The sequence below is a fragment of the Labedaea rhizosphaerae genome (genome assembly GCF_004362825.1).
GTDB classification, from domain to species: domain Bacteria; phylum Actinomycetota; class Actinomycetes; order Mycobacteriales; family Pseudonocardiaceae; genus Labedaea; species Labedaea rhizosphaerae.
The window spans coordinates 1-26,308 of sequence record NZ_SNXZ01000010.1 but is presented as its reverse complement, the minus strand read 5'-3'; the positions used below and the strand labels follow the sequence as shown (position 1 = coordinate 26,308).

At 70.7% G+C, this 26,308-nt stretch carries 30 protein-coding genes and 1 rRNA gene; 4 read left to right on the top strand and 27 right to left on the bottom strand.

Features of this window, described 5'->3' with window-relative positions; all coding sequences use genetic code 11:
* The 9 genes from EV186_RS39250 to xerD all read right to left on the bottom strand — a co-directional run.
* Window positions 1-194, bottom strand: a 194-nt coding sequence (locus EV186_RS39250; RefSeq protein ID WP_208115962.1) for a hypothetical protein, incomplete at its 3' end; no start/stop codon positions are given.
* Window positions 191-1,003 carry a segregation and condensation protein A gene (locus tag EV186_RS36050; RefSeq protein ID WP_133854031.1) on the bottom strand — a complete coding sequence of 271 codons (813 nt, stop codon included), beginning with the start codon at window positions 1,001-1,003 and terminating at the stop codon, window positions 191-193. The genes EV186_RS39250 and EV186_RS36050, both read right to left, overlap by 4 nt.
* Window positions 1,000-1,392, bottom strand: a complete 393-nt coding sequence (locus tag EV186_RS36045; RefSeq protein ID WP_133854030.1) for a hypothetical protein — start codon at window positions 1,390-1,392, stop codon at window positions 1,000-1,002. The genes EV186_RS36050 and EV186_RS36045 overlap by 4 nt, the downstream gene beginning before the upstream one ends.
* Window positions 1,389-2,321 carry a ParA family protein gene (locus tag EV186_RS36040; protein WP_133854029.1) on the bottom strand — a complete coding sequence of 311 codons (933 nt, stop codon included), beginning with the start codon at window positions 2,319-2,321 and terminating at the stop codon, window positions 1,389-1,391. The genes EV186_RS36045 and EV186_RS36040 overlap by 4 nt, the downstream gene beginning before the upstream one ends.
* Before the next feature lie 96 nt (window positions 2,322-2,417).
* Complete coding sequence (locus EV186_RS36035; protein ID WP_133854028.1) at window positions 2,418-2,729, bottom strand: ArsR/SmtB family transcription factor; 312 nt, start codon at window positions 2,727-2,729, stop codon at window positions 2,418-2,420.
* Window positions 2,730-2,752: 23 nt separating this feature from the next.
* On the bottom strand, window positions 2,753-3,745 hold the full coding sequence (locus EV186_RS36030) for a Gfo/Idh/MocA family protein (protein WP_166659492.1): 993 nt from the start codon (window positions 3,743-3,745) through the stop codon (window positions 2,753-2,755).
* Window positions 3,746-3,754: 9 nt separating this feature from the next.
* Window positions 3,755-4,186, bottom strand: coding sequence for a MarR family winged helix-turn-helix transcriptional regulator (locus tag EV186_RS36025; protein ID WP_243754504.1), 432 nt, complete (start codon window positions 4,184-4,186; stop codon window positions 3,755-3,757).
* On the bottom strand, window positions 4,183-4,611 hold the full coding sequence (locus EV186_RS36020; protein ID WP_133854027.1) for an SRPBCC family protein: 429 nt from the start codon (window positions 4,609-4,611) through the stop codon (window positions 4,183-4,185). The genes EV186_RS36025 and EV186_RS36020 overlap by 4 nt, the downstream gene beginning before the upstream one ends.
* Before the next feature lie 31 nt (window positions 4,612-4,642).
* Window positions 4,643-5,539, bottom strand: coding sequence for a site-specific tyrosine recombinase XerD (xerD, locus tag EV186_RS36015; protein WP_133854143.1), 897 nt, complete (start codon window positions 5,537-5,539; stop codon window positions 4,643-4,645).
* Window positions 5,540-5,752: 213 nt separating this feature from the next.
* Between xerD and EV186_RS36010 the strand changes: the two genes are divergently transcribed.
* Window positions 5,753-6,022, top strand: a complete 270-nt coding sequence (locus tag EV186_RS36010) for a hypothetical protein (protein WP_133854026.1) — start codon at window positions 5,753-5,755, stop codon at window positions 6,020-6,022.
* Here the strand turns inward: EV186_RS36010 and EV186_RS36005 are convergent.
* The 7 genes from EV186_RS36005 to EV186_RS39245 all read right to left on the bottom strand — a co-directional run bounded on the left by EV186_RS36005 (window position 6,019) and on the right by EV186_RS39245 (window position 11,812).
* On the bottom strand, window positions 6,019-6,552 hold the full coding sequence (locus EV186_RS36005; RefSeq protein WP_133854025.1) for a GNAT family N-acetyltransferase: 534 nt from the start codon (window positions 6,550-6,552) through the stop codon (window positions 6,019-6,021). The two genes, EV186_RS36010 and EV186_RS36005, sit on opposite strands and share 4 nt — an antisense overlap.
* Window positions 6,549-7,079: a GNAT family N-acetyltransferase gene (locus EV186_RS36000; RefSeq protein WP_133854024.1), complete on the bottom strand. Its 531-nt coding sequence runs from the start codon at window positions 7,077-7,079 to the stop codon at window positions 6,549-6,551. Before EV186_RS36000 ends, EV186_RS36005 begins: the two co-directional genes overlap by 4 nt.
* Before the next feature lie 185 nt (window positions 7,080-7,264).
* Entirely contained in the window at window positions 7,265-7,909 is a 645-nt protein-coding gene (locus EV186_RS35995; RefSeq protein WP_133854023.1) for an NUDIX domain-containing protein, read from the bottom strand.
* Complete coding sequence (locus EV186_RS35990) at window positions 7,906-9,603, bottom strand: CTP synthase (protein WP_133854022.1); 1,698 nt, start codon at window positions 9,601-9,603, stop codon at window positions 7,906-7,908. Before EV186_RS35990 ends, EV186_RS35995 begins: the two co-directional genes overlap by 4 nt.
* 87 nt (window positions 9,604-9,690) lie before the next feature.
* Entirely contained in the window at window positions 9,691-10,467 is a 777-nt protein-coding gene (locus tag EV186_RS35985) for an ABC transporter permease (RefSeq protein ID WP_133854021.1), read from the bottom strand.
* Window positions 10,468-10,733: 266 nt separating this feature from the next.
* Window positions 10,734-11,645, bottom strand: coding sequence for an ABC transporter ATP-binding protein (locus EV186_RS35980; protein WP_133854020.1), 912 nt, complete (start codon window positions 11,643-11,645; stop codon window positions 10,734-10,736).
* Window positions 11,642-11,812, bottom strand: a complete 171-nt coding sequence (locus EV186_RS39245; protein ID WP_166659491.1) for a hypothetical protein — start codon at window positions 11,810-11,812, stop codon at window positions 11,642-11,644. Before EV186_RS39245 ends, EV186_RS35980 begins: the two co-directional genes overlap by 4 nt.
* 127 nt (window positions 11,813-11,939) lie before the next feature.
* On the opposite strand from EV186_RS39245, the gene EV186_RS35975 reads away from it, so the two are divergent.
* The gene (locus EV186_RS35975) at window positions 11,940-13,079 is read left to right on the top strand and encodes a sensor histidine kinase (protein WP_166659490.1); all 1,140 of its coding nucleotides are present in this window, start codon (window positions 11,940-11,942) and stop codon (window positions 13,077-13,079) included.
* Window positions 13,076-13,744 carry a response regulator gene (locus EV186_RS35970; protein WP_133854018.1) on the top strand — a complete coding sequence of 223 codons (669 nt, stop codon included), beginning with the start codon at window positions 13,076-13,078 and terminating at the stop codon, window positions 13,742-13,744. The genes EV186_RS35975 and EV186_RS35970 overlap by 4 nt, the downstream gene beginning before the upstream one ends.
* Here the strand turns inward: EV186_RS35970 and EV186_RS35965 are convergent.
* Window positions 13,701-14,225, bottom strand: a complete 525-nt coding sequence (locus EV186_RS35965) for an ester cyclase (protein WP_133854017.1) — start codon at window positions 14,223-14,225, stop codon at window positions 13,701-13,703. The two genes, EV186_RS35970 and EV186_RS35965, sit on opposite strands and share 44 nt — an antisense overlap.
* A gap of 52 nt (window positions 14,226-14,277) precedes the next feature.
* On the opposite strand from EV186_RS35965, the gene EV186_RS35960 reads away from it, so the two are divergent.
* Window positions 14,278-14,913: a TetR/AcrR family transcriptional regulator gene (locus EV186_RS35960; protein ID WP_133854016.1), complete on the top strand. Its 636-nt coding sequence runs from the start codon at window positions 14,278-14,280 to the stop codon at window positions 14,911-14,913.
* On the opposite strand, the gene EV186_RS35955 is transcribed toward EV186_RS35960, so the two are convergent.
* The 10 genes from EV186_RS35955 to rrf all read right to left on the bottom strand — a co-directional run.
* Window positions 14,910-15,554, bottom strand: a complete 645-nt coding sequence (locus EV186_RS35955; protein ID WP_133854015.1) for an HAD family hydrolase — start codon at window positions 15,552-15,554, stop codon at window positions 14,910-14,912. The genes EV186_RS35960 and EV186_RS35955 overlap by 4 nt on opposite strands.
* A 218-nt stretch (window positions 15,555-15,772) precedes the next feature.
* Window positions 15,773-16,714 carry a copper transporter gene (locus EV186_RS35950; protein WP_133854014.1) on the bottom strand — a complete coding sequence of 314 codons (942 nt, stop codon included), beginning with the start codon at window positions 16,712-16,714 and terminating at the stop codon, window positions 15,773-15,775.
* Window positions 16,711-17,895, bottom strand: a complete 1,185-nt coding sequence (steA, locus tag EV186_RS35945) for a putative cytokinetic ring protein SteA (protein WP_133854013.1) — start codon at window positions 17,893-17,895, stop codon at window positions 16,711-16,713. Before steA ends, EV186_RS35950 begins: the two co-directional genes overlap by 4 nt.
* A gap of 55 nt (window positions 17,896-17,950) precedes the next feature.
* On the bottom strand, window positions 17,951-19,720 hold the full coding sequence (gene recN / locus EV186_RS35940; protein ID WP_243754503.1) for a DNA repair protein RecN: 1,770 nt from the start codon (window positions 19,718-19,720) through the stop codon (window positions 17,951-17,953).
* 154 nt (window positions 19,721-19,874) lie between these two features.
* Window positions 19,875-20,717 carry an NAD kinase gene (locus EV186_RS35935; RefSeq protein ID WP_243754502.1) on the bottom strand — a complete coding sequence of 281 codons (843 nt, stop codon included), beginning with the start codon at window positions 20,715-20,717 and terminating at the stop codon, window positions 19,875-19,877.
* Window positions 20,714-21,517, bottom strand: coding sequence for a TlyA family RNA methyltransferase (locus EV186_RS35930; protein ID WP_133854012.1), 804 nt, complete (start codon window positions 21,515-21,517; stop codon window positions 20,714-20,716). Before EV186_RS35930 ends, EV186_RS35935 begins: the two co-directional genes overlap by 4 nt.
* Window positions 21,518-21,521: 4 nt before the next feature.
* The gene (locus tag EV186_RS35925) at window positions 21,522-21,728 is read right to left on the bottom strand and encodes a hypothetical protein (protein WP_133854011.1); all 207 of its coding nucleotides are present in this window, start codon (window positions 21,726-21,728) and stop codon (window positions 21,522-21,524) included.
* A gap of 22 nt (window positions 21,729-21,750) precedes the next feature.
* A complete protein-coding gene (locus EV186_RS35920; protein ID WP_133854010.1) occupies window positions 21,751-22,722 on the bottom strand; it encodes an HAD-IIA family hydrolase in 972 nt (323 codons plus the stop codon).
* Window positions 22,719-26,024 (bottom strand): hypothetical protein, encoded by a 3,306-nt coding sequence (locus tag EV186_RS40370; protein WP_243754501.1) that lies wholly within the window; start codon window positions 26,022-26,024, stop codon window positions 22,719-22,721. Before EV186_RS40370 ends, EV186_RS35920 begins: the two co-directional genes overlap by 4 nt.
* Before the next feature lie 200 nt (window positions 26,025-26,224).
* A 5S ribosomal RNA gene (gene rrf / locus EV186_RS35910) occupies window positions 26,225-26,308 on the bottom strand; the annotation flags it as partial.

Genomic DNA, 26,308 nt, shown 5'->3' with positions numbered 1-26,308 from the left:
TCGCCGCCTTCGGCGTGCTCACCAGACGGTTCGGCGGCCGCGGAGGGCATCGCGGCGGCGAGGGGCTGCTCGGCCTCGGCGGCCACGTCGATCATCTCGTCGAGGTCCACCGGCTCGCCGACGCCGCCGATCTCGGCCGACGGGAGCTCCTCGGGGCTGGGTTCGCGGGTGGGTTCGTGGGTGGGCTCGTTCACCGGTACTCCTCATCATCGACGCCGGCGCGGTCGCGTTCGGCAGCCTCCGCCGCTTCCTCGACCGACCCACCCGTCCACCGCACCCGCAGCTCCCCCAACGGGTCCTCCTGCTGGAACAACACGGTGTCCTCCCGGTACAACTCCAGCAGGGCCAGGAACCGCGCGACGACCTCCAGCGTGTGCTCGCAGTCGGCCACCAGCTCGCCGAACGTCGCGTCCTCCATGCCCGCCAACCGGATCCGCAGCAGCGCCGCGTGCTCGCGCACCGACGTCCGTCCCATGTGGATGTGAGACAACGACACCGACGGCGGCGGCTTCGGGCGGAACACGGCCGCGGCGATCTCGGCGAACTTGGCGGCATCGACGCCGAGCATGACCTCCGGCAGCAACCCGGCGAACCGGTCCTCCAGGGCCACCGACCGCGGATACCGCCGCAGCGCCCCACCTTCGAGCTCCGCGAACAGGGCAGCGACCTGCTTGTACGCCCGGTACTGCAACAGCCGCGCGAACAACAGGTCGCGGGCCTCGAGCAACGCGAGGTCGTCCTCGTCCTCGACGTCCCCGGCAGGCAACAACCGGGCGGCCTTCAGGTCCAGCAGGGTCGCGGCGACGACGAGGAATTCCGTTGTCTCGTCGAGGTTCCACTGGTCGCCCGCGGCCTTGATGTGGGCGATGAACTCGTCGGTCACCTGGTGCAGCGCGACCTCGGTGACGTCCAGTTCGTGCTGGGAGATCAACTGCAACAGCAGGTCGAACGGGCCTTCGAAGTTCGACAACCTGACGGTGAACCGGCCCGTGGGCTCGGTCACCGCTCGTCGCCCTGGCGGAGCTCCTGGCCGAGCTCCTGGTGGCCCTCTTGGTGGCGTTCCTGGTGGAGCCTGCGCACGAGCACCGACTCCGCGCCGTTCTCGTCGAAGTCGGCGAGCAGCACCGCGATCGCCTCGCGCACCACCCGGCCGCGGTCCACTGCCAACCCGTGCTCGGCCCGCAACGCCAGGCGCGCGTGTTCCAGGGCGAGCAGTTCCTCGTCGGACACGTAGACGGTGATCTTCGTGTCGTGCTTCTGCCTGCCGGTGCCCCGCCGGCCCGATCCGCCGCTGGCCCGGTGCGTCGTGGGACGCGCGGTGTCGAACCAGCCTGGCTCTCCGGTCGGTCGGAACAGCTCCGCGGCGCCGGGCAGTGGCGCCCTGCGGTTCACCGGGCGATCACCTCACGCGCGAGCGTCCGGTAGGCCTTCGCACCCGCCGAACGCGGCGCCCACCGCGTGATCGGCTCGCCGGCGACGGTGGTCTCGGGGAAACGCACGGTCCGGTTGATCACGGCGTCGAACACGGTCTCGCCGAACGCCTCGACCACCCGCGCCATCACCTCGCGCGAGTGCAGGGTGCGCGGGTCGAACATGGTCGCGAGGATGCCGGTGATCTCCAGCTTCGGGTTCAACCGCTCCTTGACCTTGTCGATCGTGTCGATCAGCAGCGCGACCCCGCGCAGGCTGAAGAACTCGCACTCCAGCGGGATCAGCACGCCGTCGGCCGCGGCCAGCGCGTTCACCGTCAGCAGGCCGAGCGAGGGCTGGCAGTCGACGAGGACGTAGTCGTAGCGGTCGATGACCGGGCGCAGCGCGCGCATCAGGGCGTGCTCGCGCCCGACCTCGGAGACCAGCTGGACCTCGGCCGCGGAGAGGTCGATGTTGCTGGGCAGCAGGTCCATGTTCTCGACCGAGGTGCGGATGATCACGTCGTCGGTGCCGACGGACTGCTCGATCAGCACGTTGTAGATCGTCTGCTCGAGGGTGTGCGCGGGGATGCCGAGCCCGACGGACAGGGCGCCCTGCGGGTCGAAGTCCACCAGCAGCACCCGGCGGCCGAACTCGGTCAGCGCCGCACCGAGGTTTATGGTCGACGTGGTCTTGCCGACGCCGCCCTTCTGGTTGCAGATCGCGAGCACCTTGGCCGGGCCGTGCTGGTTGAGCAACGGCGGCTCGGGGATGTGCCTGCGCGGCCGGCCACCGGGCCCGGTGCCGTTCGGCGACTCGTAGTCCGAGGGCTCGTCGTTGTCGTCACCAGCGCGCGGAGACAGGCTCAGATCCACTGAGCTCGTGCGGTCGCCCGGCTGCAGTGTCGACATAGCGACGTGGCTCCTTGTCGTCCCGAACTTCGCCGCAGCCTAGGCGCGGCGACAAAGGTCATCAACGCGGCTCGCCGCGTTGCGGGGCAAAAAACCTCAGCGAGCTGGCGAGCAGGCCGACAACACCGCGTCGAGCAGGCCCGGGAACGCGTGGTCCAGCTCGCCACGGCGCACCGAAAGGTATCGGACATTGCCGTCCGGTCTCGTCCGGGTCACCCCGGCCTCCCGCAGCACGCGCAGGTGCTGCGACAACGTCGACTTCGCGACCCGGACGTCGAGCGCGCCGCAGGGCAACTCGCCGTTGCGTTCCAGCTGCGCGAGCACCGCCAGCCGGGTCGGGTCGCTCAGGGCGTGCAGCACGTCCGGCAAGGCCAGCTGCGCGACGGGCAGCTCGTCCAGCTCGTTCATCCGTACCTCCCAGGGCCCGACGATTATGCGATATCGCCCACACCGTCCGCCGGGTAGTGCACACCAAGCTGGGCACGCACGCCGTCGAGCACCCGCATGATGCCGAGCGTGTCCGCCCACGGCGAGAGTTCGCTCTGGGTCAGCCCAGCGCCGAGGCACCGCTCCACTTCGGCGATCTCCGACCCGAAACCGTTGCCCGGCAACGAATCCGTGATGACCTCACGCTCCTCGCCGCGGCGTTGCACGGTCAACGTCAGCGGCCGGTAGAACGGCGTGCCGAGGCTCAGCCACCCGTCGGTGCCCATCACGGTGGCCACGCACGGGGTCGCCGCGCCCGAGGTGCACGACAGCTGCGCGAACCGGCCGTCGTCGTAGCCCCACTGCATCGCGGCGGTGAGGTCGGCGCCGGTCGGGGCGAGCGAGCCGGTGCTGGTCACCGTGTCGGGCTCGCCGAGGAAGAGCCACCCGAACGCCGCCGAGTAGACGCCGAGGTCGAGCAGCGCGCCGCCGCCGGCGGCCATGTCGAATAGGCGGTTCGCCGGGTCGTACGGGAAGTACTGGCCGTGGTCGGCGTTCACCGCGACGACGGTGCCGAGCCGCCCGTCGCGCACCAGGTCGACGGCGCGGCGGACGAGCGGGTTCATCCGCATCCACATGGCTTCCATGCAGAAGAGGTTGCGTGCGCGGGCCTCGTCGATGACCTCGCGTGCTTCCCGCTCGGTCAGCGTGAACGCCTTCTCCACCATCACGGACTTGCCCGCGCGCAACGCGAGCAGCGCGTGCTCGTGGTGCTGCGCGTGCGTGGTCGCCACGTAGATGACGTCGATGTCCTTGTCGTCGACCAGCTCCTGGTAGGAGCCGTACGCACGCGGTGCGCCGAGCGCGTCGGCCAGCGTCTTCGCCCGGCCGAGGTCACGCGCGCCGACGGCGACCACCTCGCTGCCCGAGGACGCGGCCATGTCGGCACCCACCGTGGCCGCGATCCGGCCGGCACCCAGGATTCCCCACTTGATCACAGGTGGAGCCTATGCGAGTTTGCGCAACCCGCGAACCAGCGCGGCGACGTCCTCGCCCGCCGCCGCGAAGTACTCGCGGTCGGCCCGCTCCACGTCGGCGAGCGCGCCGGTGAGCAGGTCGCGGCCCGCCGCCGTGAGGTCGAGGCGGCGGGCTCGCGCGTCGGCAGGATCGGCCCGGCGCACCAGCAGGTCGCGATCGGCGAGCTTGCGCAGCACCTGGCTGGTCATCATCGGATCGGTGCCCGCGTGGTCGGCGACGGCCTGCTGGGTGGGCGGCCCGTCGTGCTCGACGAGCCACCACGTCGACATCAGCAGCACGAACTGCACGTGGGTCAGGTCGTGCGGGGCGAGCGCGGTGCGCATGGCGCGCTGCCAGGCCAGCGTGACCCGCCACAGCAGGAAACCTGGGCTGTCGTCTGCGCTCTCCCACTCGCTCTTCACGCCGGCGATGATGCCGTCTCGCGTTCGGCGATCGCGACCAGCCCGGCCATCGCGTCCGGCACGTCCTCGGTGACCTGCGGCCCGAGTTCCTGCGCGGCCGCGCCTTCGATGGTGACCCGGTGGGTGATGCGCAGCCGCCCGCCGGCCAGCGGGGTCATGGTGTGACCGAAGGTCAGGGTGGCGATCGGCAGCACGGTCTCGTCGGTGAAGCCGACGCCGGGCTCCACCTCGGTCAGCCGGAAGTCGATGTCGCCCTGACCCTCGATCGTCATGACCCCGGTGGCACCCGGTTCGAACGGGCCGTCCATGCGCATCGCGGTCAGGCTCGTGTCCCACTCGGTCCACCGGCTGACGTCGCTCCACAAGGCCCAGACGGCCTCCGGGGACGCGCTGGTCTCGACGCTGTGCTCGTATCCATATGTCATGCACGCATACTATATGCGCGCATAGCTTCTGTCACGCACGAGGATGAGAGGTCGCGTAGACCTCGCGCAGTGTGGACACCGTGACCAGCGTGTAGATCTGCGTCGTGGTCACGGAAGCGTGGCCGAGCAGCTCCTGCACGACGCGGACGTCCGCACCGCCTTCGAGCAGGTGGGTGGCGAACGAGTGGCGCAACGTGTGCGGCGAGACCGACGCGCGCAGCCCGGCCCGTTCGGCCGCGGTTTTCAGCACCTGCCAGGCGCTCTGCCGCGACAGCCGCCCGCCGCGCTGGTTCAGCCAGACCGCGGGCGTCCCCCGACCGGCCGCAGCGAGGACCGGACGGGCGCGCACGAGGTAGGCGTCCAGCGCCTCCAGCGCCGGAACACCGATCGGCACCCGGCGTTGCTTGCCGCCCTTGCCGTCGAGCAGGACGGTGCGTTCGTGCGCGTCGATGTCGTCGAGGTCGAGGCCGACCGCCTCGGAGATGCGTGCGCCGGTGGAATACAGCAGTTCCAGCAACGCCCGGTCACGCAGCACCGCCGGGCTGTCGCCGGTCGGCGCGTCGAGCAGGGCGAGGACTTGGTCCACCGGCAACGCCTTGGGCAGCCGCCGCGGTGGGGCGGGTGGCTTGACCATGCGTGCCGCGTCGTCGTCGAGCAGACCTTCCCGCACCGCGAACTTGTGCAGCCCGCGCACCGCGACCAGCGCCCGCGCGGCGGAGGACGCGGCGAGCGGCTGGTGTTCGGCGTCGCCCTCGCGCAGCACCGCGAGGAAGCCCGCGACCTGCTCCTCGCCGACCTCACGCAGGTCGTCGATGTCATGGCCGGTCAGGTAGTCGGCGTATCGGCGCAGGTCCCGCGTGTACCCGGCGAGCGTGTTGGGCGAGGTGCCGCGCTCGACCGCGAGGTGGTCGAGGTAGCTGGAGAACACGTCACGCAGCGCCGCCGGAACCTCGTCGTCAAGGCGCACGGCAGGAAGACTAGGACCAGGCCACGACAACCGGTCGGCGCCTTGCCGGACCGTGCGATGATCGGTCCATGACGGCGATCCGAAAGTACGGTGGCGCGTAGGTCACCGGCGCAGCTGCGCGCCCAGCGCCCGCGAACCCCTCGCACCGACATCCCCGGCATTTCGCGACACGGCATGACCGTCATCGCGGAGCTCGAACACACACGGTTCTGGCCCGGGGCGGTCGCCACCGCCCTCGACGACTGGGCGCTGGTGACGCGCGAACCGACCAAGCAGCACTGCGAAGCCGAATCCGTGTGCGGCTCGTTGCGGTGCTGCCCGGACCTCGACCTGGCACACCGGATTTTCCACGCCGTGGCCCGGGCCCTGCCCGCGAAGGACGCCGAGCTGTTCTGGCGCAAGCTCGCCGAGCAGCACGACTGGCCGCAGCGCTGGCTCAGCTAGCCGCGGATGAGGTCGCTGTCCAGCAGGCCCATGAGGATCATGTCGTGGTAGCGGCCGTCGCGGGCGCGGAAGCACTCGCGGTGCCGGGCCTCCTCGCGGAACCCGACCTTCCGGTAGGCGGCCCGGGCGCGTTCGTTCTCGGCTACCACCCACAACGCGATCAGGTGCAGCCGCATCACGTCGAAGCCGTAGGCGCACAACGTGCGCACGGCATCGGTGCCGTAGCCGCCGTTCCAGTGGTCCTTCGCACCGATCCAGATGTCCAGCTCGGCGCGGCCGGTCTCGGGCGTGGCGTCGCGCAGGTCCGTGATGCCGATCAGCTTGCCCTCGGCGAGGGTCTCGATGCCGAACACGACCTGCTCGTAGGAGTTGCGCGGCCGGTCGTCGACGCGCTTGCGCCGCTGTGCCAGCGACTCGTCGTAGTCCGCGTCGAGCCACTGGGTGATCTCGTCGTCCTGGCCCCAGCGCCACACCGTCTCGGTGTCCGACGGCTCGAGCGGACGCAACCGGACCAGCTTCCCCGTCGTCATCGGACCAGGTCACCTTCCAGCAGGCTCATCAAGATCATGTCGTGGTAGCGGCCGTCGCGAGCGCGGAAGCACTCGCGGTGCCGGCCGTCTTCCTGGAAGCCGACCTTGCGGTAGCAGGCCCGCGCGCCCTCGTTCTCGGCCACCACCCACAACGCGATCAGGTGCAGCCGCATCACGTCGAAGCCGTAGGCGCACAAGGTGCGCAACGCGTCAGTGCCGTAGCCGCCGTTCCAGAAGTCCTTCTGACCGAGGTAGACGTCCAGTTCGGCGCGGCCGACCTCGGGTGTGGCATCGCGCAGGGCGGTGATGCCGATCAGCTTGCCCTCGGCCAAGGTCTCGACCCCGAAGACGGCCTTCGCGTAGGAGTTGCGCACCCGGTCCTCGGTGCGCTTGCGGAGCTGGGCGAGCGACTCGTCGTAATCGGCATCAAGCCATCGGGTGACGTCGTCGTCGTTGTGCCAGCGCCAGATCGTCTCGGTGTCCTCGGGTTCGAGCGGGCGCAGACGGACGAGTTTGCCGGGCTTCATGACGCGAGCATGCCGGTCATCCGGGGACCGCGCGAGGCAATTACCGGTCACCACCTCGCGCTTGGCCACCGACCCGTCGGATGGGTGATTGCGTTGCCCCTTGGGCCTCCGGCAACTTCAAGTGAGCGAGGGGGTGAACGATGCGCTTGGCGGTGTATTCGGGCCGCCGGGTCAGTTAATTGCGGTTACCGATCCTCGCCGCGCTTGGCCATCCGGGTCGGGCGGTCGCGCCACGGGGCGTCGGTCGGTCGGGTTTCGCCGCCGCCGTCGAGCACTGTCCGCGCGGCGAGGATCCCGCCGACGGCCGGACCGTTGAGGATCTCCCCCGCCAGCACCATCCGCACCGCCTCCGCGAGCGGGAAGCGCTTGGCCACCAGGTCGGCTTCCTCCTCGCCGAGCACCTCGCGGTCCACAACGGACAGTCCGGTGGCCAGGAAAACCCGGATCACCTCGTCGGTGAACCCCGGCGACGCGGCGATGTCGACCAGCACCGACCACTGCGCAGCCGCCAGCCCGACCTCCTCGACCAGCTCGCGTTTCGCCGCCTCCAGCGGGTCCTCCCCCGCGTGGTCGATCAACCCGGCCGGCAGCTCCCACAGCCGCCGGCCCAGCGGGTGCCGGTACTGGCGGATCAACACCAGCCGGCCCTCGTCGTCGACCGCGACGATCGCGACCGCACCGAGGTGCTCGACCACCTCGCGCTTGGCCACCGACCCGTCGGGCATCTCGACCTCGTCCAGCCGCAGCGCCACCACCTTGCCCACGTGCAGGTCCTTCGTGGACACCGTGCGGAACTCGTGCGTCTGGTCGTCCTCGGTCCGCTCGCTCATGAGTGCACCACCACGGGCTCGTCCAGCTCGACCGGCAACCGGCCCGCCGCGTTGTAGCGCAACGCGGCGCCCACGAACGCGACGAACAGCGGGTGCGGCCGGGTCGGCCTGCTCTTCAGTTCCGGGTGCGCCTGCGTGCCGACCAGGAACGGGTGCCGGTCCTTGGCCAGCTCCACGAACTCCACCAGGCGACCGTCCGGCGAGGTGCCGGAGAACACGACACCCGCGTCGGACAAACGCTTGCGGTACTCGTTGTTGACCTCGTAGCGGTGCCGGTGCCGCTCGGAGACCTCCGTGCTGCCGTACGCCCGCGCGACCACCGAGCCCTTGGTCAGCTTCGCCGGGTACGCGCCGAGCCGCATCGTGCCGCCCATGTCGCGCTCGCCCGCGACGACGTCCTGCTGGTCGGCCATCGTGCTGATCACCGGGTGCTTCGAGTCGTCGGAGAACTCGGTGGAGTTCGCGTCCGTCATCCCCGCGAGGTTGCGCGCCGCCTCGATCACCATGCACTGCAGGCCCAGGCACAGGCCCAGCGCCGGGATGCCGTTGGTGCGCGCGTAGGTGACCGCGCCGACCTTGCCCTCGATGCCGCGCACGCCGAACCCGCCCGGGATCAGCACACCGTCCACACCGGACAGCGCGGCGATCGCGCCCGCCTGGGTCTCGCACTCGTCCGACGGCACCCAGCGGATCGCCACCTTGGCCCGGTGCGCGAACCCGCCGGCCCGCAACGCTTCGGTCACGGACAGGTAGGCGTCCGGCAGGTCGACGTACTTGCCGACCAAAGCGATCTCGACCGTCTCCTTAGGACCGTGGACGCGGTCGAGCAGGTCACCCCAGACCGTCCAGTCCACGTCCCGGAACGGCAGGTCGAGCCGGCGCACCACGTAGGCGTCCAGGCCTTCACCGTGCAGCACCTTCGGGATGTCGTAGATGGACGGCGCGTCCGGCGCGGCCACGACCGCCTCGGAGTCGACGTCGCACATCAACGCGATCTTGCGCTTGAGGCCCTCGGGGATGTCGCGGTCGGCCCGGCACACGATCGCGTCGGGCTGGATGCCGATGTTGCGCAGCGCGGCGACCGAGTGCTGCGTCGGCTTGGTCTTCAGCTCACCCGACGGGGCGAGGTAGGGCACCAGCGAGACGTGCAGGAAGAAGACGTTGTCGCGGCCCACGTCGTGGCGCACCTGGCGGCACGCCTCGAGGAACGGCAGCGACTCGATGTCGCCGACCGTGCCGCCCACCTCGGTGATCACCACGTCGGGCGTGCGGTCGTGGTCGTCGGCGTCGGACATGGCCAGGATGCGCCGCTTGATCTCGTCGGTGATGTGCGGGATCACCTGGACGGTGTCCCCGAGGTACTCGCCGCGCCGCTCCTTGGCGATGACCTCGGAGTACACCTGCCCCGTGGTGACGTTCGCCGTGCCGGTGAGGTCACGATCGAGGAAGCGCTCGTAGTGGCCGATGTCCAGGTCGGTCTCGGCGCCGTCCTCGGTGACGAACACCTCGCCGTGCTGGAAGGGGTTCATCGTCCCCGGGTCGACGTTCAGGTAGGGGTCGAGCTTCTGCATCGTGACCCGCAGGCCGCGCGCCGTGAGCAGCTGGCCGAGGCTGGACGCCGTGAGCCCCTTGCCCAGCGAGGAGGCGACACCCCCGGTGACGAATACGTGCTTGGTCGTCCGTGCGTGCACCAAGGAGACTCCCGTGGTCTTTGAGGCCGCAGGACCCCGATCCGTCCTGCCGTTCCACGGGATTCCACACTAACAAACGCCCGCACCTGGTCAGGCGGGGACACGCGCTGTCTTCGCGGTCCGTGCCGACGGCGGCACGGGATCCCACCGAAAGACCACGCACGCGAGCACCAGCCCGCCGATCCCCCACGCGCCGAGCACGGCCAGGTCGCCCAGCGGCAGGGTGCCACCGCGCAACGTCGCGCTCATGCCGTTGACCAGCGCGCCGGGCGGCAGGCGGTGCATGAGGCCGGCGACCCACGCGGGCAGTCCGTTGACCGGGCCGAGCGCGCCGGAGAGGAACAACACCGGCAGGTAGGTGAACATCAGCACCGGCTGTGCGCTGTCCGCGGTCGCGATCACCCTGGTCACGGCGGTGCCGAGGGCGGCGAACGCGAGGGCGCCGAGGCCGATGACCAGCGCGAGCCCCACCGGGTCGTGCACCGGCGAGCCGAACTCGACGACGCCGACCGCGACCGTGATGGCGGTCCCGGCCAGCGCGAGCACCACGGTCGCGGTGATGCGCCCGGTGAAGTAGCACCACGACGGCAGCGGGCTGGCCCGCCAGCGGCGCAGCACGCCCGACTCGCGCGCGGTGACCAGGCTGGCCGCGAACGACGCGTACCCGAGCATGCCGACGCCGAGCGCGGTCAGCCCAGCGACCGCGCCGGCCACCTCGTCCGCGTGCCCTGGCGAGCCACGCAGGAACAGCAGCAACCCGGGCAGCAGCACCCCGGTCGTCATCGCCCGGGGGTTCCGGACGAGCAGCCGCAGGTGGTAGCGGACTTGGCGGACCAGAAGCGGTGCGATGGGCGGCAGTTCAGTCATGGTTGGCCTCCTTGTGATCGGGTTGGTGGCCGCCGGCCACCGCGGGTGGCCGCAGCTCGATGGGTTGGCGTCCCGAACCGCAAGATGGCCTGCTCGAAGGCTTGATCCACGGCCCGCCGGGTGGGTTTTCCACAGCCGGGCGGTTGTCCACAGAACGGCGCGATTCCCGTTGCGGCGCTGGCAAACCGATAAACTGGCACTGGGGTCGCCCCCCGGTGCTGGTGGGGGCTCTCTTGAGTCGGGTACGAGAGGCAGCGAACCAAAGTTCAGCCATGGTCGGCCTGCTCGTGGTCGGGTTCGGTGAGCGCGAGGTAGGCCTCTTCGAGGCTGGGCGCGCCGACCTCAAGTCCCTGCAGGTCGACACCTTGTGCGCGGGCCCAGCCGACGATCGCGGCCAGCGCCTCGCCGACGTCGCCGCGCATGACCAGCACGCCGTCCTGGACGTGCCTGGCCAGGGCAGGGGGCACCGACACGGATGGCGGCAGCGGGAACCGCACGGCCGCGCCGCCGGCCCGGGCCCGCAGCTGGTCCGGCGTCGCGTCGGCGATGACCCGGCCCTCGGACATCACGATCACGCGATCGGCCAGCTGCTGCGCCTCGTCGAGGTAGTGCGTGGTGAGCAGGATCGTGGTGCCCGACCGGTTGAGCTCGCGGATCGCCGCCCACAGCGAGCGCCGCGCCTGCGGGTCGAGACCAGTCGTCGGTTCGTCGAGGAAGAGCAGGTCCGGGCGGCCGACCATGCCCAGCGCGAGGTCGACGCGGCGCTGCCGCCCGCCGGACAGCACGCCGATGCGGGTGTCGGCGTCGTCGGTCAGCCCGACCACGGCGAGCATCTCGTCCACCGGCCGCGGGTTCGGGTAGAGCGCGGCGTGCAGCTCGACCGCCTCCAGCACCGTCACCTGCGGGTCGAGGCTGGTCGACTGTAGGACCAGCCCGATCCGGGAACGCCAGCGGCGATCGGCCTGGGCCGGGTCGGTGCCGAGCACCCGGACGTGCCCGCCGTCGGCGCGCTGGAACCCTTCGAGGATCTCGATCGTGGTCGTCTTGCCGGCCCCGTTCTGGCCGAGCACGGCCACCACCGCGCCCGCTTCTACCTGGAACCCGACGTCGTGCACGGCCGTGACCGGCCCGAACCGCTTGGTCAGCCCGCGCACATCGATCGCGGTGATCGCGGTCATTTGCCCCGCCCGGTCGCCGAGCCCAGCATCCGCACCCCGGCGACCACGGCGACGAGCCCGCCCACCACCTCCGGGATGACCGAACCGCGGCTGTACCCCCAGGCCAGCAACGCGAGACCGACCAGCACGCCGACGATCGGAAACCGCCGCGAGAAGAACCCCAGCATGTTCGCCCCTTTCGTTGTCCTCCCAAGGGTTCTGCGTGCGGCCGCCGGATTCATCGGCTCAGGGATTGCTTCGGGTCTCCACCCTGGGTTCGATGCGCCGCTGCCCCCGGCGGGGCACCATGACCTGGTGAAGACGATCTCGCGGGCACCCAGTTCCTGGGCCACCGTGCCGTGGCGGCGCGTGGTGATGCTCGCGGTGCTGGTCGTCGTGCTGACCGGCGAACTGGTCGGCGGTACCGGCGTGTTCGTGCGAGGCACCGGCCCGCTCGCTGTCGTCGCCACGGCCGTGGTCGCGGTGACGTCGGTCGTGTTGTTGCTGGACCGGCGGAGCTCGGTCGTGCCGATGCCGTTGTTCCTGTCGCTGTTCGCGTTGCTGCTGGCCGGGTCGGCGGTGCTGGAGGTCGTCGAGTCGACGGAGATCGGGTTCATCGGCGGGTTCGTGGCGAGCAGCGTGGCCGCCGGTCGCGGGTCGCGCCGGATGGGCCTGACGCTGGTCTCGGCGACGGTGATGGTGCTCGCGGGCGTGAACCTGTCGAGCGGGCACCGGTCGCCGACCACCACGTTGCTGAGCGTCCTGGCCACGCTGGCGTTCTTCTTCGGCGGCCTCGCGGTGCGGCAGTTGCACGACCGGACCGTCGAGGCCGAGCGGCTGCTGGAAGAGCTGCGTCGCACGCGCGAGGCTCAGGCACAAGCGGCCGCGATGGCCGAGCGGCAGCGGCTGGCCCGCGAAATGCACGACGTGCTCGCGCATTCGTTGTCGGGCTTGACGTTGCACTTGGAAGGCGCCCGAATGCTGGCCCGTCACGACGGCGCCAACCCGCGCCTGGCCGAGGCGATCGACCGGGCGCACCACCTCGCGCAGGCCGGTCTCGCCGAGGCCCGGCAGGCGGTCGGCATGCTGCGTGGCGCGGACCTGCCCGGCATCGCGTCGCTCGTGCGTGATTTCGGGCCGATCGCCACCTTCGCGGAGACCGGGGCGCCGTCCGAAGTGGACTCCCGGACGCAGCTGACGTTGTACCGGGTGGCCCAGGAGGCACTGACGAATGTCCGCAAACACGCGTCGCCGGCACGGGTTTCCGTTGTGCTGAGCCATGAATCGGACGGCGTGCGACTGACCATCGAGGACAGCGGCGGTCGCGCTCCGGGCGAGCCGGGTGACGGCTACGGCCTGACCGGCATGCGCGAGCGGGCCGAGCTGATCGGTGGGACGCTGACGGCGTCACCGACGGAGGACGGGTTCAAGGTCGAATTGTGGGTGCCGGCGTGATCCGGGTCTTGCTCGCCGACGACCAGCGGGTCGTTCGGGACGGGCTGGCGATGGTGCTCGGCCTGCTCGACGGCATCGAGGTCGCCGGCAGCGCCGCGGACGGCGAGCAGGCCGTGGCCATGGCACGGCGGCTGCGCCCGGACGTGGTGTTGATGGATCTGCGGATGCCCCGCGTCAACGGCATCGAGGCGACCCGGCAGCTGGCGGGCGAGGTGCATGTCATCGCACTGACCACCTATGACGATGACCAGTCCGTGGTGGAGGCGCTGCGGGCCGGCGCGCGCGGCTACCTGACCAAGGACGCCGGCGCCGACGAGATCAAGGCGGCGATCGAGGCCGTCATGGCGGGCGGTGCGGCCATCGACCCGGCGGTGCAGCGGCACGTGGTGGACGCGATCGCGTCGGGCCCGCCCGAGCCGCCCACGGAACTTCCGGACGGCCTGACCCAGCGCGAGGTCGAGGTGCTGGGCCTGATGGCCGACGGGATGTCCAACAGCGAGATCGCCGAGCACCTGGTGATCTCGATGGCGACGGTGAAAAGCCACGTCAACCACCTGCTGGCCAAGATCGGTGCACGCGACCGGGCGCAGGCGGTGGCCTACGCGTTCCGGGCCCGGTTGGCTAACCGAGGCGCGCGACCCGGCGCTTGGCGCGCGCCATCTTGATCAGGTAGAGCGGCGTCGGCGGTATCCAGGCCAGTTGCTTCGCGGTGCCGAGGTCGTCGCGGGTGGCCCAGTGTTCGACGATGCGGTCGTCCTGGACACGGAACCAGTGCGACTGGGCCATGGCGAACGAGCGCCCGGTCGGCGGGAAGACGGCATCGACCCCACCGTCGGGCGTGTAGAACGCGATGGCCGAGGCGTGCGTGCCGTTCATCGTCGAGTTGACCGCCACCATGTCGCCGTCCGCGATCACGTGGTGGATGTCGTAGCGCAGGTCCGCGAACGCCGTGCGCAACCACTGGGCGGTCGCCCAGAAGCCCGCTGGTCCCGGCACCCGCGAGGGCGGCGGCTGCAGGACGTTCTCGCGGTCGACGGCGGACGGGGCGTACAGCAGGTCGAAGTCGGCACGCTCCCCCGTCGCCATGGCGTGGATGCTGCGCACCACCAGATCGCTCGCTGTGCGCGAGACTCTTGTCCCGTCCATGACAACCCCAATTAAGTACAATCGGATTAAACCGAAAGTGTGGGCTCCGAGGATGACGGAAGTCAAGAGGCGCTACGACGGATCGCGTCGCCGCGAGCAGGCACGCGCCAGACGGCTCGCCGTGGTGCTGGCCGCGCGGGACCTCTTCGAGCGCGACGGCTTCCGGGCCACCACGCTGGCCGCGATCGCCGGCCGCGCCGACATCTCCGTCGAAGGCATCTACAAGACGTTCGGCAGCAAGGCCGCGCTCGCCAAGGCGGTGTTCGACGTCGTCATCGCCGGCGACGACGAGCCGTCCTCGATCGCGGAACGGCCCGAAGCCGACGCCGTGCGGGCCGAACCCGACCTGCGCACGAAGATCCGCCTGTTCGCCGAGGGCCTCGCCCAGCGGCAGGCGCGCTCGGCGAAGGTGCAGATCCTCATCCGCGACGGCCGGCACGTCGACGCGTCCCTCGAGCCGGTGTGGGCCAAGCTGACCGACGAAGGCCTGGCCGGGATGACGGCGCTCGCACACCACCTGGTCGACACCGCGCAAGTCCGCACGGGACTCGACGTGGACCACGTGCGCGACGTGCTGTGGAACTACCTCGCGATCGACCACTACGAACGGCTGGTCCTGCACCAGAACTGGACCCTGGCCGCCTACACGCGGTGGCTCACCGCGGCGATCACCGACGCGGTGACCTAGTGGATCAGATCGAAGGCCTCGATGACGTCGTCGACGACGTGGTCGGGCGGCGCCGCGTCGGGCGGCCACTCGGCGCCGTGGCGGACCCAGATCGTGCGCAGGCCGGCCGCCTTGCCCCCGGCGATGTCGCTGGTGGGGCTGTTGCCGACCATCCAGCCGCCCGCGTCGAGGCTCATGCCGCAGCGCTGCGCGACCGTCTCGAAGAGCGCACGGTCGGGCTTGGCGTGGCCGACCTCGCCGGAGATGCCCCACGAGTCGACGTGGTCGGGCAGGTCAGCGGCGCTGAGGGTGGCCCACTGCATGTCCTGGGTGCCGTTGGTGACGACGCCGACGGCCCAGCCCGCGTCGCGCAGCCGGTCGAGACCTGCGAGCACCTCGGGCCGCGGCTGGATCAGGGCGGCGAGACGCTCGACGTAGTCGGCCTGCAGGTCTTCGATGGCGTCTTCGAGGAAGAAGTGCTCGCGCACCGCGATCAGGAGCTCGTCGCGCCACATCCCGGAGCCGGCCGCCTTGACGATCCAGTCGGCGGCCCCGTCACCGAGGTTGCGGGCGGCGGCGAAATCCTTGGACCACTGCACGAAGCGATCGGAGTGGTCGACGAGCGTGTCGTCGAGGTCGAACAGCGCAAGCCGGCGAGTCACAGTCGGATCCTAGGGAGGGTCGCTGGTCATCACCACGTCCGGCCCACACCGAAGCCGGACCGTGACATGACGGTCAACGCAGCGTGTGCGGGGCGCCCGTCTCGCGTCGATTGGTGAACGATCCGGCGGCCGGCCGCGGGCCGACCCAGCTGCTCCGGGCCGGTCTCACGGACCGGCCGGAAGGCCGGGATCGGCCCACGCGCCTGCAGGAAGCCGAGTCAGCCCTGTGGAGCGCCCGGGCCGACCGCTTGCGCGTTGCCCGCCACCCCGTAGCGGCCGGACTTGCCCTCCAGCTGCTCCCGCAACGCCAGGACCGTCACGATCTGACCGCTGGCCGAGTCCACGTTGTCCACAGTGGACAAGATGGACGTCGCCGCCGTGTCGGCGCGGACGACGCCGATCGGGCCGGTGCCGTCGGCCGAGTGCGTCGTCCCGGCGAGCACCGTGCCCGCGCCGGAACGGTCCACTTGGGTCGCGAACCGGGCGATCGTCGACGCGCGATCACCCGCGCCCTGCCCGGACTCGGCCCCACCGATCAGCACCACCGCGAGCTGCGCGGGCCGGAAACCCTCCGACACCTTCACGAAACCGCCGTCGGTCAGGCCGGCGAACGCCGCCGAGGTCTCGTCGTCGGAGGCCTGCGGTTGGTTGTTCTCCTTGCTGATCAACACAAGTGGCCCGATCAGCCCGCCGGCGAGCGTGCCCGGGTCACCGGCAGTTGGCAACTGCACGCCGGTCGGCAGCAGCCGGGTCACCACGCCACGCAACTGATCCGTGCGCGACGGGTCGCTGAACGCCGAGGTCAGCTGCACCTCGCCGGTCACCATCGCGCCCGCCGACTTCACGAGGTTCTTGATGGCGTCGCGATCGGCCGGCCGGGCGTCGTCGGTGCTGATCACCACGACCGTCCGCTTGTCGAGCGAACCACGCAGCGCCATCGGGCCGACGACCTTCGCGAAGTCGTCCGCCCGCGCGAGCCGCGCGTTCAGGCCGTTGTTCTTGTCCTGCAGGTCGGACACCTGCTGACCGAGCTGGCTCTTCTCGTCGTTCAGCCCGGACAACAGCGTGCCCGACAACGTCGTCGAGCCGAGCACGACGCCCACGGCAAGCGCCAGGAACACCGCGCCGATCGAAACTACGTGGTAGCGCAACGAAATCACGTGAACAGCCCCTTGACCCACGAAACGATGCTGTGCCAGGTGTTTACTGCCCAGTCCACATAGGCCGAACCCACGTCGGACACCGCGAGTGCCGCGGCCACGGCGACCAACGCGGCGAGCACCAGCAGCACGACGGCCATCACCGACACGCGGCTGCGGTGCAGGGCCGCGACGGCCTTGCCGTCGAGCAGCTTGCCGCCCAGCTTCAACCGCGTCAGGAACGTCGACGGGTTCGACCCGGACCGGCCGCGGTCGAGGAACTCCCGCAGCGTCGCCTGGAACCCGACCGTCACCACGAGGCTCGCACCGTGCACGTCGGCCAGCAGCAGCGCGAGGTCTTCGGCATTGCCCGAAGCCGGGAACGTCACCGCGCCGATGCCGAGGTCCTGGATGCGTTCTAAACCAGGAGCGTGCCCGTCGCTGCGCGCGGGCACGACTACTTCGGCGGCCTTGCGCAGCGTCTCGGTGCCGATGTGGTCCGGGTCGCCGACGATGACGTGCGGCTTGTACCCCATCTGGAAGAGCGTGTCCGCCGCACCCTCCACGCCGATGAGCACCGGGCGGTGTTCGGCGATGTACTTCTTGAGCTGCTTGAGGTCCTCGGCGTGCCCGTGCCCGGGCGCGACCACCAGCACCTGCCGGTCCTTGAGCGGCACGACGATCTCGGGCACGCCGATGCCGTCGAGGATCAGCGTCCGCTCGTGCCGCAGGAACTCGATCGTGTTGGCGGAGAACGCCTCCAGCTGCGCGGACATCCCGGCCTTCGCCTCGATCATCGCGTCGGCGATGGTCTCCGGGGTCTGCTCGATGCCGCGCGCGACCTCGCGCTCGCCGACGAACACACCGCCTTCGTGCAGGCGCAGCCGGCAGCCTTCCTTGATCGCGCGCAACGCCTCGGCGCCGACGCCGTCGATCAGCGGGATGCCCGCGCCGATCAAGATCTCCGGGCCCAGGTTGGGAAAACGGCCCGAGATCGACGGCGACGCGTTCACCACGCCGGCAACCTCGGCCTCCACCAGGGCATCGGCGGTCGGCCGGTCGAGATCGAGCTGGTCGAGCACCACGATGTCACCGTGGCTGACCCGGCGCAGTAAATCGCCGGTGCGACGATCCGCCCTGGCCACGCCGACCACGCCGGGCAGCGGCTGATGCGTGCGATTGAGCAGGCCAGAGAGCTTCATGCAACCGATAGTGAACTACGGTGCACCGATCAGTGAGGCAACACGCCGTCCGCCATCAGCGCTTTCGCCCTTTCGAGGCTCCCTTCTTGTCGGCCGCCGCTACAGCGAGCAACTCCTCCGCGTGAGCGCGCCCGGTCTCGGTCGAGTCCATCCCGGCCAGCATGCGGGCCAGTTCGACCACTCTGGACTGATCGTCGAGGTTGCGCACACCGCTGCGCGTCACCCCGCCCTCGGCGCTCTTGTCCACCACCAGGTGCCGGTCGGCGAACGCGGCGACTTGCGGCAGGTGCGTCACCACGACCACCTGGTGGCTGCGGGCGAGCCGGGCGAGCCGCCGCCCGATCTCGATCGCCGCGCGCCCGCCGACGCCGGCGTCCACTTCGTCGAACACCATGGTGGGCACGGGATCCGTGTGCGCGAGCACCACCTCGATGGCCAGCATCACCCGGGAGAGCTCACCACCCGAGGCCGCCTTGTGCACCGGCAACGCCTGCGCGCCGCCGTGCCCGCGCAGGCGCAGCTCCACCTCGTCGACACCGTCCGGTCCAGCGTGGACACGCAGCTTGCGGACCACGATGGCGTGCGGGTCGTTCGGCTCGGCGACCTTCTGCTCCACGGAGATCTCGATGGCCGACTGCGCCATCGCGAGCCCGGCCAGCTCCTCGGTGATCTCCTTGGCCAGCGCGGTGGCCGCCGCCGTGCGCTGCTCGGTCAGCATGGCCGCGTGCCCCGCCAGGACCTCGGCCAGCTCGTCACGGCGCCGGGCCAGCTCGGCCAAGGTTTCCTCGGAAGTGTCCAAACCGGAAAGACGCTCCCGCGCCTGCTCCGCCCACGCGAGCACACCGTCCACATCGGCCGCGTACTTGCGGGTCAGGTGCTTGAGCTCGGACTGGCGGGCCAGCACCTGCTCCAGCCGGGCCGGGTCGGCGTCCAGCTCCTCCAGGTACGAGGTCAACTCGCTCGACACGTCGGAGAGCAGCACCGACGCCTCGGCCAGCCGCGGTTCGAGGTCGCGCAGCTTCGGGTCCTCAGCCCCGAGCAGCCGGCGGGCCGCCTCGGCGAGCATGCCCAGCGCGCCGGGCGAGTCCGGGTCGCCGTCGGGTGCACCCGACACCGCGTACTGCACGCCGGCCGCGGCTTCCCGCAACTGATCGGCATCGGCCAGCCGGCGGGCCTCGTCGACCAGCTCGACGTCCTCGCCCGCTTGCGGGTTCGCCGCCTCGATCTCGGTGAGCCCGTGCCGCAGCAGGTCGGCCTCGCGGGCCAGTTCCCTGGACCGCTCGGTGCGTTCGGTCAGCTCCGCACTGACCTGTAACCACTCGTCGCGGGTCTTGCGGTACGCGGCCAGCGTGCGCGCGACCGAATCGCCCGCGTACCGGTCGAGCACGCCACGCTGCTCGGCCGGGCGCAACAACCGCAGCTGGTCGTTCTGCCCGTGCACGGCGAGCAGTTGCTCGGACAGCTCGTTCAGCACCCCGACCGGTACCGAACGCCCGCCCAGGTGCGCGCGGGAGCGGCCATCGGCGTTGACCGTCCGCAGCGCGATCAGGCTGCCGTCGTCGTCGGGTTCGGCGCCCGCCTCGCCCGCCACCTTCGCCGCGGTGCTGCCCGGTTCGGCGAGGAACCGGCCCTCGACCACGGCGCGCGCGGCACCCGCCCGCACCCGCGACGCCTCGGCTCTACCGCCGGACAGCAGGTGAAGACCGGTGACCACCATCGTCTTGCCCGCTCCGGTCTCACCCGTCACCACGGTGAAGCCCGGGTCCAGTTCCAACGTGGCCTCGTCGATCACACCAAGGCCCTGGATGCGCATCTCGGCCAGCACAAGGGCGACGATAGCGGCATTCGGTGCGTGACCGTCGGACCTGTCCACAAGGTGTGTCGCACATATGTTCACCTACGGTTTCGGAAGCAGAATCCGCAGGTCAGCAACGGTCCAGGGTTGTGGAAAACTCGGCCCGCGAACGGGAAAGCTGCCCTTACACGCGGTTGCGGTCGCGCCAACCCGAGGTCGGAAGGCCGAATTTGTGCACCAACCGATCGGTGAACGGCGTGGAATCCAGCCGCGCCAGCTTCATCGGCGGCCCGCCGACCACCTCGACCCTGCTGCCCGCCGGCAGCTCGAAGGTCCGCCGGCCGTCGCAGCACAGCACCGCGCGGTACCCGTCGGGGTCGACCTCGATCGCGACCGTGCACGACGGCGACACGACGAACGGACGCGCGAACATCGCGTGCGCGTTGCTCGGCACCACGAGCAAAGCCTGCACGTCAGGCCACATGACCGGCCCGCCCGCGGAGTACGCGTAGGCCGTCGAACCGGTAGGCGTCGCGCACAGCACGCCGTCGCAGCCGAACGCCGACACCGGGCGCCCGTCCACCTCGACCCGCACGTCGAGGATCCGCTCACGGATGGCTTTCTCCACGCTCGCCTCGTTGAGCGCCCACGTCGACGCCAGCACCTCGCGCTGGTGGGTCGCGGTGACCTGGACGGTCATCCGCTCCTCGACGGCGTAGGACTGGTCGACGACGGCGTGCACGGCCTCCTCGAGGCCGGCCGAATCGGTCTCGGTGAGGAACCCGACCCGGCCGAGATTAACGCCCAGCACCGGCACGCCCGCGGCCATCGCCGGCTCCGCGGCGCCCAGCAAGGTCCCGTCACCGCCGAGCACGAACACCAGCTCCGCGCCCTCGGCCGCGTCGGGTTCGCCGTTGAACTCGCGGACCTTGACGTCGGCCAGCTCGAACCAGGAGGCGACCCGCTCGGCCGTGCGCCGGTTCTCCGGCTGGGCGGTGTTGACGGCCAGCAGCACCTCACGAGTCACTGGGGTCCCTCCGTGACAGCGCGTTGGACCAGCTCGACGACGTGGTCACGATCCTGGGGGTTCCCCCGGCGCAGCCACGCGAAATATTCGACGTTGCCCGACGGCCCGGGCAGCGGGCTCGCCACGACACCGTGCGCGTGCAGCCCGAGCTCGGCCGCCTTGTCGAGCACCCCGAGCACCGCTTCGGCCCGCAGTTCGGGGCTGCGCACGACCCCGCCGGAACCGAGCCGCTCCTTGCCGACCTCGAACTGCGGCTTCACCATCGGCAGCAGATCGGCGTCCTCGGTCGTGCAGGACAGCAGGGCGGGCAGCACGAGGCCGAGCGAGATGAACGACAGGTCCGCGACGACCAATTGCACGGGCTCGCCGATCAGGTCGAGGCTGAGGTTGCGGACGTTGGTCTTGTCCAGCACGGTGACGCGGTCGTCGGTCTGCAGCCGCCAAACCAGCAGCCCGCGCCCCACATCCGCGGCGACGACCTGGCACGCTCCCTTGCGCAGCAACACATCGGTGAACCCACCGGTGCTCGCCCCCGCGTCCAGGCAACGCTTCCCGTCGACCTCGACCTCGAAGGCCTCAAGCGCACCAAGGAGTTTGTGCGCGCCGCGGGAAGCCCAATTCGGGTCGTCGGTGGTGCGCACGAGCACCGGCGCGTCCGCTTCGACGGCGGTGGCGGGTTTGGTCGCGACCGTGCCGCGAACGGTGACGGAGCCACCGGCGATCAGCTGGGCGGCGTGCTCGCGGGAGCGCGCCAAGCCGCGCCGGACCAGCTCGGCGTCCAGCCGGGCCCTGCGTGGCACTCGATCACACCTTGTCGATGCGGGACAACGCTTCGGTCAGCGCCGCGTGCGCGGTGTCGAAGCGCTCCACGTGCGCGGCGAGCGGCCGGTCGTCGAGGTCGCGAAGGCCCGCGACCGCGTTGTCGATGTCGGTGGTGAGCTCGGCAGCGTCGACGGGCTGCTCGGCGGCCGGTCTCGGCGGCGGGCCGGGCACCGGCGGGGTCGGGTACATGCGGTCCACGCTAGTCGATGTGCTAGTTGATGTGGTCGAGCCCGAGGTCGTGCAACGCCTTGGCGGCCTGGTCGTCCGCCGCACGCAGGTCGTCGGGCATGTGGTCGTGAGCCGCGCAGAGGGCGCGCAGCAGGGCGAGCGGATCCGGTTCACCCTCACCACGCCAGGCGATGTCGCCGTCGACGTCCCAGTCCCCGTTCTCGGTGATCTCGAGGTCGTCGTCGCTGGTCAGCGCACCCACGTCGGCGGCGACATAACGGGGTCGCTGGGTCGTGTTCAGCAGGTCGCGAGGCGTCGAGACGCCGGTGAGGACCAGCAACGCGTCGATGCCCGCGTTGCGGGCGCCCGCGATGTCGGTGTCGATCCGGTCGCCGACCGCCAGTGGTTTGGTCGTCCCCTCGGCCGCCGCCCGCATGAGCGGCGCCTCCGGCTTGCCCGCGACGATGGGTTCCTGGTTCGTGGCCGTGCGGACCGCCGCGACCATGGCGCCGTTGCCGACCAGCTGGCCGCGTTCGGTCGGCAGGGTGGCGTCCGCGTTGCAGGCGATCCAGAGCGCGCCGTTGCGGATGGCGAGGACGGCCTCGGAAAGCTCCCGCCACCCGGTGTCCTGAGAAAGTCCTTGCACGACACCGACAACGTCCGGGTGGAAGGCGCGCACGGGGTTCAGGCCGACGTTGCGGATCTCGTCCGCGAGCGCCTCCGTGCCGATGACGAGGACGTCACCACCGGTCTCGAGCCGCTCCTTCGCGACCGTCGCGGCCGCCTGAGCACTCGTGCTGACCTCACCGTCGTCAGCCGCGATGCCCATGTCCCGCAACTGATCGCCAACCGTGTGCGGAGCCCTGGAGGCGTTGTTCGTGACGAACCTGACGACCACATTCCGGTCGTGCGCGGCCTGAACGGCGGCCGCGGCCGTCGGAATGACCTCGCCACCGCGGTAGATCGTGCCGTCAAGGTCGAACAAGACGGCGTCGTAGTCGTCGAGCAGACTCACTGCACCTCGTCCTCGGAATCCTCGGACTCGCCGCCGCTCGCGCCACCAGCGCCCGAATCGGGTCCGCTCTTGGGAAGCTCCTCCGAGTCGGCAACAGTTTCGCTTCGGTCGGCAGGGCGAGCGCTGTCGCCGGCGCCGGTTGCCGGATCGTCAGCGATGTCCGCGCCGCTGTCTACGGTCGCCTCGGAGACGTGGGAGTCCTCGGACTCGCCGCCGTTCACGCCACCAGCACCCGAATCGGGTCCGCTCTTGGGAAGTTCGGCCGAGTCGGCAACAGTTTCGCTTCGGTCGGCAGGGCGGGCGCTGTCGCCGGCGTCGGTTGCCGGATCGTCAGCGAGGTCCGCGCCGCTGTCGGCGTCCGCGATGTCCTCTGAGATATCGGTGTCCTCGGAGACATCGGAGATGGCCAGCCGCGCGGCGAGCTCGTTCGGGTCGGTGCCGAGGGCGATGGCGCGGTCGGCGGCGTCGGTCTCCTCCTCGTCATCGGCTTCGGCGGCGGCGAGGAACCACCGGACGGCCTCGTCGGTGCGGCCGGCGGCTTCGAGGTTGTCGGCGTAGGCGTAGAAGAGGCGCGCGCTCCACGGATCCCGGCGGTTCGGGTCGAGGTCCGGGCCCTGCAACGCGACGACCGACGCCTCGATCTGGCCGAGGTCGCGCCGCGCTCCGGCGGCCACGATCCGCAGCTCGATGGCCACCTCGGGCGGCAGCTCGGAGCCGGCTTCCTTGGCCAGGTCGATGGCCCGCTCAGGACGACCGAGCGCACGCTCGGCATCGGCCATGACGGCCACGTGGGCCTGGCTGCCGGTCATCCGCCGCACCGCGCGCAACTCGGCGAGCGCTTCGGCCCACTCCCCCGCGTGGTAGGCGGCGAGCCCGGCGGCTTCGCGAACGATCGGCACGCGCGACGCGTTCTTGCGGGCGTAGCGGGCGTGCTCGAGTGCTAGCTCCGGGTTCTCGTCCACCAAAGTGCCGGCGGCGACCAGGTGCGCGCCAACCTTCTCGGCCAGCGACTTGGGCAAGCTCCGCAGCTCGGTCCGCGCCTCACGGTCGAGCGCGGTCCAGTCCGCACCCTCGGGAAGCATGGGCTCCGGAAGACGGTCACGATCACGATCGTCGAACCGGCCTCGGTCGCCACCGTCGCGCCGGTAGGAGTCCTGGCGCGAGCCACGGTCATCCCTCGGCCGGTTGCCGCCACGACCCGGCCCGCGATCCTCGTAGGAGCCGCGACGTCCTTCGTCGAATCGGCGCTTGTCGCCACGGTCCTCGAACCTGTTCCGGGAGTCGCCGGCCCGGCTCGCATAGGCACCGCGATCGTCGGACTGGACCGAGGCACTGTCGGCGCTACCACCGACCTCGCTCGAACCGTCGAAGTCGCTTTGAACTGCGCGGGGGCTGGCCGCTTCCTCGCTGCCACTGGCGCTGTCATCGGCCTGGTGCGCGTCGCTCTCGTCGGCTCGGCGCGCGTCGGCGTTGTCTACGCCGGGCTCGCGTGGCTCATACGTTTCAACGTTGTCCGCGGGCTCAGGCCGGTCGGCGCTCTCGTCGTCGCTGTCACCGCGTTGAGCTGTGTGAGTGCTACCCGCAGCCTCGTTGTCGCGGGCGTGGTCATCAGGCTGGCGGTCGTCGCCGCCGAGAACATCGCCCTCGTCGACTCCGCCGGCGACGGCGTTGTCCGCAGACTGTGCGCTCTCGGCGAAGGCTCGGGGGCTGTCGGCGGCGTACGTGCTGTCCACGGGCTCGACGGTGCGGTCGTCCGCCGCAGAATCGCGGGATGGACGGTCGTCGGAACGGCCGCCGAACTCGCGCTTGCCGACTGGACGGTTGCTGTACCGCTCACGGCTGAACTCGCCGCGGCGGTCGTCGGAGCGGTCCCGGCCGGCGGATCCGCGCTTGTCTCGGTCGTCGGATCGGCGGTAGCCGCCGCGGTCGTCGCCGCCGGAACGATAACCGCGGTTGTCGTCGCGATCCCGACCTGAGCGGTAGCCGCCGGACTTGCTGTCGTCACGGTCGCGGCCTGCGCCGGAGCGGTAGCCACCGGAACGGTTGTCGTCTCGACCGCCCGAACGGAAACCGCCCGATCGGTTGTCGTCGCGACCACCGGAGCGATAGCCGCCGGAACGCTGGGAATCGCGGGCGCCGCTGTTCGAGCGGGAGTCGCGGTCGCCACCGGAGCGATAACCGCCACGGTCGTTGCTGTCGGACCGGTAGCCCCGGTCGCGGTCGCCGCCCGAGCGGAAGCCGCCACGGTCATGGGAGCTGGAGCGAGAGCCGCGGTCGTCGCGGTCGCCACCGGAGCGGTAGCCACCACGGTCGCCGCCGCCGGAACGGAAGCCGCGGTCATCACGGTCCCCGCCAGAGCGGTAACCGCCGGACCGGTTGTCGCGATCCCCACTGGAGCGGTAGCCAGAGCTGGAGCGGTTGTCCCGGTCTCCGCCAGAGCGATAACCACTGCGGTCGCCGGAACCAGAGCGGTTGTCACGGTCCCCGCCCGACCGGTAGCCACCACGGTCACTGGAGCGGTTGTCGCGATCTCCGCCGGAGCGGTAACCGCCACGGTCACCGCTGTTGGAACGGAAGCCGCCGTCTCGGTCCCCGCCAGAGCGGTAACCGCCGCGATCGCCGGAGCCGCTGTTCGACCGGAACTTGTTGTCGCGGTCCCCACCCGACCGGTAGCCACCGCGGTCACCAGAGCTGGAGCGGTTGTCCCGATCGCCGCCAGAGCGGTAACCGCCACGGTCACCGCTGTTGGGACGGAAGCCGCTGTCGCGATCCCCACCGGAGCGGTAGCCGCCCCGGTCGCTGGAGCCGGAACGGTTGTCGCGGTTCCCGCCGGAGCGGAAACCACCGCGGTCGCCACCGGAACGGAAGCCGCCGTCGCGATCCCCGCCCGACCGATAACCGCCGCGATCACCGCTGCTCGGGCGGGAGTCGCGATTGCCCCCTGAGCGGTAGCCGCTGCGGTCGTCACCAGAGCGGTAGCTGCGGTTGTCGTCGCGGTCGCCGCTCGAGCGGGTTCCTCGATCGCTGGAGTCTCGGCGATCGTCACGATTCTTGTAGGGGCGGTAGCCGTCACGATCGGTACGGCCGGCGCCACCTGCGCCGCGGTTCGCGGCGTGGTCGTTGTGCCGGTCGCGGGTGGGTCGGTAGCCACCGCGGTCGGGCTTGCTCGCGTGGCTCGTGCCACGCGATGACTGGTCGCCGTACGTACGACGCGGACGATCTTCGGTGGCGTCGTCGCGTCGGGTGTAGCCCCGGTCGCGCCGGTCGCGGCCCTGATCGCCGCGCCGCTCTTGCTCCGCCACTTCGATGAACCTCCTGCGTCAACTGCCGCCGGGCGCGTGTCAGCTCACCTGACCCGCACGGACCCGTGCCGTCCAGTATGAGCGTCGCGCCTCGCGACTGGTGCACCGGGCGGTCTTCGTCGCGTCCGGTGCCGGAATGAACATGCCAAGAGGCCCTGGGAATCCGAATGTTTCGGATTCCCAGGGCCTCTGGAAATTAAGTCCGGCGGTGTCCTACTCTCCCACACCCTGGCGAGTGCAGTACCATCGGCGCTGGAGGGCTTAGCTTCCGGGTTCGGAATGGG